Here is an 11,120-nt window from a genome sequence, read left to right as displayed (position 1 = left end):
GACTATCTACGTCTGAAGGTCAGAGCCGGATTGCGAAGGGCTGTTGAAGGCTGGATCAGGCTAAAACGGGCTTCAGTCCGATGATTTTACCAACACATAGGTCCCCGGTGCATCGCCGAGCACCTTGACACCGCCGTCTCCGGGTAGGCGCGCCGGTACGTGTGGGCCTGAGCGTTCTGCCAGCCACTTGGCCCAATCGGGCCACCACGAGCCCTTATGTTCGACCAATTGGGACTGCCATTGATCGGCGGTCGCGGGCAGTTCAGCCAAGCCTTCGGGCGGCAACCAATGCTGATACTTCTTGGCTTCAGGGTGATTGATCACCCCTGCAATATGGCCAGAACCTGCAAGCACCATCCGAACCGGCCCGCCAAAGAGCTTCGCGCCACGATAGATGGACCGCCACGGCGCAATATGGTCCTCTTTGGAGGATTGCATGTAAATGGGTGTTTTCACATCCTTGAGGTTGAGGCGATAGCCCGACATCGTCATCTCGCCGCGTCCCAAACGATTGTGGCGGTAGAAATTGTCGAGATAGAAAAGATGCAAGGCCTTGGGCATGCGGGTCTGGTCTGCGTTCCAGAATAAGAGGTCAAACGGCTTGGGGTCTTTGCCCATCAGATAATTATTGACCACAAACGACCAGACGAGGTCGTTGGCGCGCAAAAAGTTGAAAGTCTCGCCCATCACGGTGGCGTCTAAAACACCTCCGGCATGCTCAATCTCATCCTTGATATATTGGATGGCGGCATCATCGGTGAAAACCTTGAGGTCACCAGCCTCTTCAAAGTCGGACTGAGAGGCAAAGAAAGTGGCCGAATTGATCCGCTCGTCGCCCGTTTGCGCCATGACCGCCATGGTTGAGGCCAGAAGCGTACCGCCAATACAATAGCCAACCGTATTGATTTTGTCTTGCCCCGTGGCCTTGGTGACGACGTCAAGCGCTTCATAAATGCCCAGACGCGAATAATCCTCAAACGTCTTTTCGGCATGTTCGACACCGGGATTGAGCCATGAGACGACGAAAACGCTATGGCCTTGTTCAGTCAGCCACTTCACCATGGAATTATCCTGGCGCATGTCCAGAATGTAGAATTTATTGATCCAAGGCGGGAAGAAGAGAATAGGCGTTGCAAAAACGGTTGGCGTTACCGGATCATATTGAAGGATCTCCAAGATTTCGCCGCGGTGGATCACTTTGCCCGGTGTGATGGCAATATTCTCGCCAATCTTGAACGGCCGCTCATCGACTTGAGCGGGGGTTAGCCGGCCTTGGCCGCGTTTCAAATCTTGTTCGAGATTGGCAAGGCCGCGCACCACGCTTTGCCCACCTGTTCGAAGTGCCTCACGCAAGGCGACCGGATTGGTCATCAGGAAGTTTGACGGGGCAAAGGCATCGGCAAATTGCTTGTTGAAGAAAGTCGCCTTGCGGCGCGTCATATCATCTATGCCATCGACATGATCAATGAGGCCGGTGAACCAATTTGCCGTGTGCAAATAGGTCTTTTGAAGCAGATTGAACATGGGCAGATTATGCCAGTCAGGATCGGCAAAGCGCTTGTCGGTATATTTGGGATCGGGCTTGGCATCCTTTGCGCCCTCACCAAGGCTGGATTTGATCGACTCTGCCCAAATTTCGGCAAAGCCCTGCCACAGCTGTTGATGGGCTGCCATCAGTTTTTCGGGATTACCCGCAAGGCGGGTTGCTACATCTGCCGCATAGGGGGCAAGGCCATAAGGGTCTGCGCGCAGGGGCCGCGCATCATCGGCCATGACCCCATCCACCGCCGTCGCACCCAGCGCACCCATGCGCGTCATGGCGTCGCCCAAATTGCGAGTCAGGGTCTCCAGCGTCTCTAGGTTCTGGGCCTGCAGCGCGTCCAACAGGCTTTCAGTTTCTTGTGGTTTCGCAGGTGGCGGCTCTCTGTGTGGCTTTTGGTGGGTCTTCTCAGCATCTTGGCCACCCGATTTTTGTTTAGCCATTGTCCTTGCCCCGTCTTTTCTGCCAATTCGCCACGTTTATCATGAATTTATGCACTCTTTGCCTTGCAGCAAACACCGCAGCGGCGCAATAAAACACTGTAGCGATTTGCGGTTAGAACTTCCACTGCTTATGGCTCTCCCTTCGGAGTGGCAGCTTGGCCTGTTTTTAGGTCATTTCCTGCCGCTTAGCTTGATGTGACAGAGGAAAGTGCTGCGGCGATGCCGATTGAAGCGACACCAGCCCACATCCAGAACAGACGGCATCTCCGCCGGGCGTCTCGGTTTGTCGTTTTAGGTCTTGTGGCTGCATCGCTGGGGGCCTGCCAGTCCCTAAGCCAACAGGAAGGGTTTCTGCCAGACACAATCCGCTCGGCAGGGTCAGTGCTGACCCCGCGGGATTATCCAGATCTCACAAAAATCCCCGATGCGCCGACCAATCTGCCCAGTCAAAAGTCTTGGGCCGAATTACAGGCAGGATTGCAAGCTTCTGCGAACGTCCTAGAAGCCAATCCAAGTTCGAAGCCCGTGGCGGCCAACGAGATCGATCAGGCCTGGGCCAAGGCCGAGCAGCAAGCCATTGAAGCCAATGCCGCGTCGGCCCCCGCCCAACAAAATGCCGCCGAGTCTGATGCTTGGGCCGCTGCCGCGCGAGCTAAAATGGAGGCGGATATTGCGCGTCTGCCTCCAACCTAGTTTCGCGCGATCCAGCATACACTCTGAATTGATGGGCCTAAGCGCCCTCTATGACATAAAGGTTTTCCGCCATGATCGGCGATTTTTATAAGATTAAGCGCCTCCCTCCCTATGTGTTTGAGGAAGTCAACAAACTTAAGGCCCGGATGCGGGCCAAAGGTATCGACATTATCGACTTTGGCATGGGCAATCCCGATTTGCCGGTACCAGAGCATATTGTCGAAAAGTTGGTTGAAACAGCACGTAAGCCGCGCAGCAACCGCTATTCGGCGTCGCGGGGTATTCCGGGGCTGCGCCGGGCGATGGCGGGCTATTATGACCGCCGCTTTGGCGTCAAACTCAATCCCGATACCGAAATTGTTGCCACTTTGGGCTCGAAAGAAGGTTTTGCCAATTTAGCCCAAGCCATTTGTGCGCCGGGCGATGTGGTGATTGCGCCCAATCCGTCTTACCCCATCCATGCGTTTGGCTTCATTATGGCTGGCGGGGTCATCCGCTCGATCGAAGCCCACAGTCCCGAACAATATTTGGCAGGCATAAGCCGGGCTGTGCGCCATTCTGTGCCGCCGCCAATTGCGATGATTGTCTGTTATCCCGCCAATCCGACCGCTCAAGTCGTCGACCTTGACTATTATAAGGACGTTGTCGCGCTCGCCAAAAAGCACAATATGCTGGTGATTTCCGACATGGCCTATTCGGAAATCTATTTCGACGAATCCAAGCCCCCACCCAGCATCTTGCAAGTCGAAGGGGCGAAAGATGTGGTAGTTGAGGTCAATACCTTATCGAAAACCTATTCAATGGCAGGCTTTCGCGTGGGCTTTGCCTTGGGCAATGAGCGGGTGATCGCAGCGCTCGCGCGGGTTAAGTCCTATTTGGACTATGGGGCCTATACGCCCGTTCAAGTTGCCGCCGTCGAAGCGCTCAATGGGCCACAAGAGTGTGTGGCAGAGATGCGGGCAATTTACAAAGCTCGGCGCGATGCCTTGATTGACTCCTTTGCCCGCGCAGGCTGGAACGTCCCAGAGCCGCAAGCGTCCATGTTTGCTTGGTCGCAAATCCCTGAAAAGTTCCGCGGCCTGGGTTCGGTTGAATTCTCCAAAAGATTGGTTGAAAAGGCGGGCGTCGCCGTGGCGCCCGGTGCGGGCTTTGGTGAGTATGGCGACGAATATGTACGCATTGCTCTGGTTGAGAACGAGCAAAGAATTCGCCAAGCCGCGCGTGCTGTTCGGAAATTTTTGACCGAGGAGAGTGGGTCTTTATAGGCTCACCCTCTGATCTGGTTGCGATCATCGGGCCCTGAGGCTCAGCGAGAGATAGATATGGGTGTTTTGAGAATTGGGATTGCCGGCCTTGGTACGGTTGGCGGTGGGCTGTTGAAACTGGCCTATGGGCAGGGGCCTTTGGCCTCCACTGTGACAGTCACAGGCGTGAGTGCCCGGACCCGGGGGCGCACACGCGACGTGGATATTTCTTCCATCCCCTGGTTTGACGATCCCGTCGCGCTGGCAAAAAGCCCAGATATTGATGTGTTTGTTGAGTTGATGGGCGGTTCTGAAGGCAGTGCTAAGGCTGCCGTGGAAGCGGCCCTATCGGCGGGCAAGCATGTCGCCACGGCCAATAAGGCCCTGTTGGCAGAACATGGGGCAGACCTTGCCGCTCTGGCAGCCGCACATGGAGCCGAAATTCGCTATGAGGCCGCTGTTGCAGGCGGGATACCCGTCATCAAGGCGCTGCGCGAAGGCTTGGCCGCCAATGATATTTCTGCCGTCAGTGGCGTGTTGAACGGCACGTGTAATTACATCCTTACCGAGATGGACGTAACCGGGCGCAGCTTTGGCGATGTCTTGGCCGATGCCCAACGCTTAGGCTATGCCGAGGCCGATCCGACCTTGGATGTATCGGGGGCCGATGCGGGCCATAAGCTCGCCATTCTGTCCGCCATTGCTTTTGGTGGCGCGCCAAACTTCAAGGCGTTGCGGTTGGAAGGCATTCAGGCGATTGAGCCGATTGATTTGGAAAGCGCCAAATTCTTGGGCCGCCGGGTCAAGCTGTTGGCCAAAGCAGCGCGGGTCGGTGACAGCGTTATCCAATCGGTCCGCCCAACCTTGTTGGCGCAAGATCACCCCATTGCCCGGGTCAATGGCCCACTCAATGCGGTCGTGATTGATGCAGAGCCTGTCGGCCGTCTGTCGCTGGTGGGCAGGGGTGCGGGGGCAGGGCCTACGGCCTCGGCGGTTGCGGGCGATTTGATTGATCTTTCGCACGAAGATTCACGGCCTGTCTTCTCGGGTCCCGGTCAAGCCAATCCATTGACCGCAGCCTCGGGTGGGCTTTTGGCGAACTCGAAATTCTACGTTCGTTTACGCGTTCCAGATCGGGCTGGCACCATCGCCAAAATCACCGACACGCTGGCAAAACACCTTGTTTCCATCGAAAGCTTCCTGCAAAAGCCCCCTGAAGATGCAGCGCGTGTGCCCATCGTGCTGACCACCCAGCCCATGGCTGAGCAAGATTTGTTGGACGCTTTGGCTGAACTTTCTCGATTGGATGTCCTTGTTGAGGCCCCAGTCTTGATGCCACTGGAAGACTAATTTGAGGCCGCTCGGCTTTTCCGTGATCTCTAGTAAAGTTGGACCCTGTATGACCGTAAACCTTCCCCCTGATATCGCCGCTGGTGCTTTAGCCGCGACCGAGGCTGCCGCCATTGCTTCCTATCGTGGCATTGGCCGGGGTGACGAAAAGGCCGCAGATCAATTAGCCGTCGATGCCATGCGGACAGGCTTAAACGCCATTGCCATGAAGGGCCGCGTCGTGATTGGCGAGGGCGAGCGCGATGAAGCACCTATGCTCTATATCGGCGAAGAAGTAGGAACCGGTGAGGGCGGGGAATTTGATATCGCGCTTGATCCGCTGGAAGGAACTACTCTGACGGCAAAAGCTATGCCCAATGCCTTGGCGGTGTTGGCCATCGCGCCTAAGGGCGGGCTTCTCTATGCGCCCGATACCTATATGGACAAGATTGCGGTGGGTCCTGGTCTGCCGCAGGGTGTGGTTGATATTGATCGCACGCCTGCTGAGAACGTCATTGCTTTGGCAAAAGCCAAAGGCGTAGAGCCGCAACAAATTGGCGTTTGTGTCCTAGACCGGCCACGCCATAGCAGCATTATTGAGAGCTTGCGCTCTGTTGGTGCGCGGGTTCATTTGATCACCGATGGCGATGTGGCCGGTGTGATCTATACCACAGACCCGGAGACCGGGATTGACCTCTATTTGGGTCAAGGTGGCGCGCCAGAAGGGGTTTTGGCTGCGGCAGCCTTGAAATGCGTTGGCGGCCAGTTCCAAGGTCGCTTGGTTTTCCGCAATGAGGATGAAAAGGCGCGTGCCCGCCGTATTGGCATCACTGACCTTGGCCGCACCTATCAATTGGACGAGTTGGTCTCCACCGATGTGGTTTTCTCGGCCACAGGTGTAACCAATGGGGCCTTGGTGGCGGGTGTGAAAGCAAGCGCCAAGGGCTTTGTGACCGAGACTTTGGTGTTGGATTCTGCGGCCAAGACCGCCCGCGTCGTCCGCACCCAGCATTTAGGTTAGAACAATGGTCGGCTCTTTCCTCGGAATAGAGTCGAGCCTGACCGGTCGCAGATGGGTGCAACGTCTGCCGGACGGTCAATCTGAAGCCTCCCTTGGTGTCTTGGAAGAAGGGGTACGTCGCCTCGGCATTGGGGCGATGCAAGCCAAATTATTGGTTGCGCGCGGGGCCTTACCCGCCACAGCCCAGCGCATCTTGTCGCCCAAGCTTAAAAACGAGCTGCCTGAGCCGTTCACCCTCCAGGATATGGAAAAGGCGGTGACGGCCATTCTGGCGGCGGTTAGGGACCAAAAAGCCATTACCATTTTGGCCGATTATGATGTGGATGGCGGCACATCGGGGGCCTTGCTGCTCAGCTGGTTTAAGTCGATCGGGGCTAGAGCCAATGTCTTTGTGCCGGACCGTATTCTTGATGGCTATGGTCCCAGTCCCAAGATCGTCACGAAGATCAAGGCCAGCGGTACGGATCTCCTCATCACAGTGGATTGCGGGGCAGCAGCCTATGCCGCACTCGAAGAGGCCGCTCGGATCGGCTTAGATGTGGTAGTATTTGACCACCACTTGATGCATGGCGCGCCACCCCCTGCCTTGGCTGTGGTCAATCCCAATCGGCAAGATGATGGTTCCGGCTTAGGCTATTTAACCGCCGCAGGGGTGGTTTTTGTGGCATTGGTGGCCCTTAACCGGGCAGCACGCCAAGCGGGTCTATCGACTGGGCCGGACTATGATTTATTGAGCCGGCTCGACCTGGCAGCCCTCGGGACGATTTGCGATGTGGCCCCGCTGACGGGCCTCAACCGTGCTTTGGTGGCCCAAGGGCTTAAAGTGCAGGAAAAGCTTGCTAATCCCGGCCTTGCAGCTTTGGCGGTGACATCGAAACTGAAAGAACCCGGCAGTGTCTATGCCTCTGGCTGGGTCTTTGGTCCGCGCTTAAATGCCGGGGGACGGGTAGGAGATTCCTCTCTGGCAGTCCGCCTATTGTCGACCGATGATCCGCATGAGGCCAGCCAAATTGCCGAGGAATTAGAAGTCCTTAATGCCGAACGTCGAGCCATTGAAGCCAATGTGTTGGAAGAAGCCATTGCGCGGGTAGAGCGCGGCGAAGCAGGGCCATTGGATGGGCCGCTGTTGATGTTAGGCGCACCAGGCTGGCATCCAGGCATTATCGGCATTGTCGCTGGTCGCCTCAAAGACCGCTTCCACCGGCCGGTGATTGTCATTGGCTCGGCCGATCCAGATGACCGAGAGGCCAAGGGGTCGGGCCGATCGGTGCCCGGGATTAATCTGGGCGCTGCCGTCTCTGGGGCAGCCCGAGACGGGATCATTCTGGCCGGAGGCGGCCATGCCATGGCAGCGGGCCTGACCATGAATTTCAGTGAGCTTAAGTCGGTGCATCAGGATTTAGCCCGCCGCCTACGCACCGAGTCGGACGCAACCGCCACCAGCCGCGACCTCGCCATTGATGCCTTGGTGGGGCTTGGGGCTGCCACGCCTGACCTGCTTCAGGCTATGATTGAGGTTGGGCCCTATGGCGCAGGCTGGCCTGATCCTGTCTTTGCCTTTGCCGATGTCCGCCCCTATGCCGCTGCCCCTGTCGGCACGGGCCATGTGCGACTGATGTTGGAAGATCCATCGGGGCAGAGAATCAAAGCCATCGCATTCCGCGCGCTCAACACGCCTTTGGGCGATGCTTTGATGGGCAGGCAGCCTTTGCATGTCGTTGTTCGGCTGAAAAAAGACGATTGGCGCGGCGGAAACGCGGTTGATTGTGAGATTATCGATGCAAGTCCTGCATCTTAGCAGCAAAGGCCGCTTGCGTGTTGGCATCGGCCTTTGTATAGAGCGCGCCTCGCGTGTGAACAGCATGTGACGTGGCTCCTTCGTCTATCGGTTAGGACGCCTGATTTTCAATCAGGAAAGACGGGTTCGACTCCCGTAGGAGCTGCCAAGCCCACCCCGCACAAATCCCCATAAATCGGCATGTTCTTGCAGTACTTCTCCACAAGTCGCTGCCGCGTGACGTCGCGCTTGGCCGCACAGGCTGCCATGATAAGCAGCTGATTCGAAGGATAGGGAGCCCATGGGCGATTTAGTGGAATTAGATGGCAGTGGCGGCGACAGCGGCAATATCATCAACGAGCCGTTTGATCGGGCTTTAGAGAGTCGCTACCTCGTCTATGCTTTGTCGACCATTACCAGTCGCGCGCTGCCCGATGTACGCGACGGCCTAAAGCCCGTTCAGCGCCGGATTATCCATGCCATGGGTGAGCTCGGTCTCGACCCGGCCAGCAATTTCAAAAAATGCGCCAAGATCGTTGGTGACGTCATGGGTAAATATCACCCCCACGGCGACAGCGCGATTTACGATGCCCTTGTGCGTTTGGCGCAAGACTTCTCCGTCCGTTATCCCCTCGTCGATGGGCAAGGCAATTTCGGCAATATTGATGGCGATTCAGCGGCGGCCTATCGCTATACCGAAGCCCGCCTGACGGCGATTGGCGCTTTATTGATGGAAGGGGTGGATGAGGATTCGGTTCTCTTCCGCGAAACCTATAGCCAAGAAGATGAAGAACCTTCGGTTTTGCCTGCGGGCTATCCAAATCTTCTCGCCAATGGCTCGATGGGTATTGCCGTGGGGATGGCCACTTCGATCCCGCCGCATAATGCGGCAGAGCTGATTGATGCCTGTCTCTTGCTGATTGAAAAGCCGGAAGCCGATTTGGATGAAATCTTGGCGCTGGTGCCTGGCCCTGATTTTCCAACGGGCGGGATTTGCGTGGAATCGCGCGCTGCTATTCGCGAGGCCTATGCAACAGGGAAGGGTGGCTTCCGCACCCGCGCCCGCTGGCATGTGGAAGATACCGGCCGCGGCACGTGGCGCATCATTGTGACCGAGACACCCTATCAGGTGCAAAAGTCCAAAATTGTTGAGCGTTTGGCCGAGCTGATTGAAAACAAGAAAGCCCCACTTTTGGGCGATGTCCGCGATGAAAGCGCAGAAGATATTCGCCTCGTCTTGGAACCTCGTGCCCGTACGGTTGAGCCCGACCAATTAATGGAGAGCTTGTTCAAGCTCACCGATCTGGAAAACCGTTTCTCGATGAACCTCAATGTGCTCGACGCTAAGGGCGCACCGCGCGTGATGAGCTTGATTGAGTGCTTGAAGGCCTTCCTCGACCACAAGCGCGAAGTCATTGTGGCGCGTGCCAATTGGCGCTTGCGCAAGATTGAAGCGCGCTTGGAAATCTTGGCGGGCTTGCTGGTTGCCTATCTCAATCTCGACGAAGTGATCCGCATCATCCGCTATGAGGACGATCCCAAGCAAGTTCTGATCGCAACCTTTGACCTGACTGACGTACAAGCCAATGCCATTCTCGACACGCGCTTGCGTAATTTGCGCAAACTCGAAGAGATGGAAATTCGTCAAGAAAATGAAGACTTAAAGGCCGAACGTGATGGCCTGATGGCCATGATTGCCTCGCCCGATTTGCAATGGGCACAGGCGGCAGAAGAATTGCGCGAAATCCAATCGGCCTTTTCCAAAGACACCCCATTAGGTGCCCGCCGTACGACCTTTGCTGACGCGCCGGTTGCCTTGGCCCTGAGTGCGGAAGCCTTTGTGACGCGTGAGCCCATCACCGTCGTTCTGTCGCAAAAGGGCTGGATCCGCGCGCTTAAGGGCAAGATCGATGATTTATCGACCGTCAAATATAAGGATGGCGACGGCTATTATCTCTCGCTCCATGCCGAGACGACGGATCGCATCGTTCTTTTTGCCACCGATGGCCGCGCCTTTGCTTTGGCGGGCGATAAATTGCCGGGTGGGCGCGGCCTAGGCGAACCTGTGCGCCTTTCGATTGATCTGGGTGAAGAACACGACATTCTGGCCATGTTTCTGCCCAAGCCCGATGGCGAGCGCTTGATTGCTGCAAGCTCTGGCTATGGCTTTGTGGTCAGCGATGAAGAATGTGCGGCGATGCGGCGCTCGGGCAAGCAAATCTTGAATTTGGATGATGGCACCAAAACCGCGGTCGTCGCCCCCGTTCAAGGTGATATGGTGGCCGTCGTGGGCGAGAACCGGAAACTTGTGATCTTCAAAACCGAAGAATTGCCCCGCATGGGTCGGGGTAAAGGTGTCAAGCTACAGGCCTATAAGGATGGTGGCCTGTTGGATGCCCAGACCTTTAAGGCTGACGAGGGCCTTGCTTGGTATGATACTTCTGGCCGCCGCCGCGATGTGCCGGACTGGAAAGACTATGTCGCCAAACGCGCCGCCGCTGGTCGCATGGTCCCCCGCGGCTTCTCGCGCTCGGGCAAGTTTGTGGGGTAGCCGTCAAGCACAAATCAGCGACTTCGTGCGGCAACATGCCCTAAGGCCCCCGCTTTCCGCTTCGTTCCGGCGGGCAGGACATTGTGGCGGCGGGGAGAGGTTTTTGTCTAGAAGCGTTTTGGTGATCCCTATGGTCCACCAACAAGTGAGTTTGGCCTTTGGGGCAGGCACAGCCTGTACCAAAGCCTTCCAGATAAAAACCTTTTTCACGGTGTCATCCCGGACGGCGCTAGCCGATCCGGGACCCTGTGCCGCACAAGCACAAGGAGGTCCCCGCTCTGCGCTTCGCTCCGGCGGGGATGGCATTGAGGGGGCGGGGAAAGTTTTTTGTCTAGAAGCGCTTTGGTGACCCTTCTGGTCACCCAACCGCACCCTCAATTGTTTTTGCGACATCGGGGTAGTCAAGTGCGCAGCTTTGCTGCGTCGCAAGGCGATCCGTTTTCGAAGAAAACGGACACTTGACGACCCAGATGTCGCGCTGATCCTCGATGATCCATTTTGGTGAAACAAGGTTTCCACCAA

General features: G+C 56.6%; 7 protein-coding genes and 1 tRNA gene. 7 read left to right on the top strand and 1 reads right to left on the bottom strand.

Annotated elements, in window-relative coordinates:
* Positions 1-72: 72 nt before the first annotated feature.
* Positions 73-1,983: a class I poly(R)-hydroxyalkanoic acid synthase gene (phaC, locus tag B7364_RS10930; protein ID WP_198534205.1), complete on the bottom strand. Its 1,911-nt coding sequence runs from the start codon at positions 1,981-1,983 to the stop codon at positions 73-75.
* A 219-nt stretch (positions 1,984-2,202) separates the two neighbouring features.
* On the opposite strand from phaC, the gene B7364_RS10925 reads away from it, so the two are divergent.
* From B7364_RS10925 to parC, 7 genes are all read left to right on the top strand, one after another.
* Entirely contained in the window at positions 2,203-2,676 is a 474-nt protein-coding gene (locus B7364_RS10925) for a hypothetical protein (protein WP_157893647.1), read from the top strand.
* A gap of 71 nt (positions 2,677-2,747) precedes the next feature.
* On the top strand, positions 2,748-3,941 hold the full coding sequence (locus B7364_RS10920) for an LL-diaminopimelate aminotransferase (RefSeq protein ID WP_085340067.1): 1,194 nt from the start codon (positions 2,748-2,750) through the stop codon (positions 3,939-3,941).
* A 57-nt stretch (positions 3,942-3,998) separates the two neighbouring features.
* Entirely contained in the window at positions 3,999-5,270 is a 1,272-nt protein-coding gene (locus B7364_RS10915; RefSeq protein WP_085340066.1) for a homoserine dehydrogenase, read from the top strand.
* Positions 5,271-5,319: 49 nt separating this feature from the next.
* Entirely contained in the window at positions 5,320-6,270 is a 951-nt protein-coding gene (glpX, locus tag B7364_RS10910; protein WP_085340065.1) for a class II fructose-bisphosphatase, read from the top strand.
* A gap of 4 nt (positions 6,271-6,274) precedes the next feature.
* Complete coding sequence (gene recJ, locus B7364_RS10905) at positions 6,275-8,068, top strand: single-stranded-DNA-specific exonuclease RecJ (RefSeq protein ID WP_085340064.1); 1,794 nt, start codon at positions 6,275-6,277, stop codon at positions 8,066-8,068.
* Positions 8,069-8,141: 73 nt separating this feature from the next.
* Positions 8,142-8,216: transfer RNA gene (locus B7364_RS10900), tRNA-Glu, on the top strand.
* Positions 8,217-8,348: 132 nt separating this feature from the next.
* Positions 8,349-10,598, top strand: coding sequence for a DNA topoisomerase IV subunit A (parC, locus tag B7364_RS10895; protein WP_085340063.1), 2,250 nt, complete (start codon positions 8,349-8,351; stop codon positions 10,596-10,598).
* The last annotated feature ends 522 nt before the right edge of the window (positions 10,599-11,120 follow it).

The sequence above is a fragment of the Aquidulcibacter paucihalophilus genome (assembly GCF_002105465.1).
GTDB lineage: Bacteria > Pseudomonadota > Alphaproteobacteria > Caulobacterales > Aquidulcibacteraceae > Aquidulcibacter > Aquidulcibacter paucihalophilus.
Note: the sequence above shows the minus strand (reverse complement) of the source record. Positions and strands in the feature narration are given on the sequence as shown.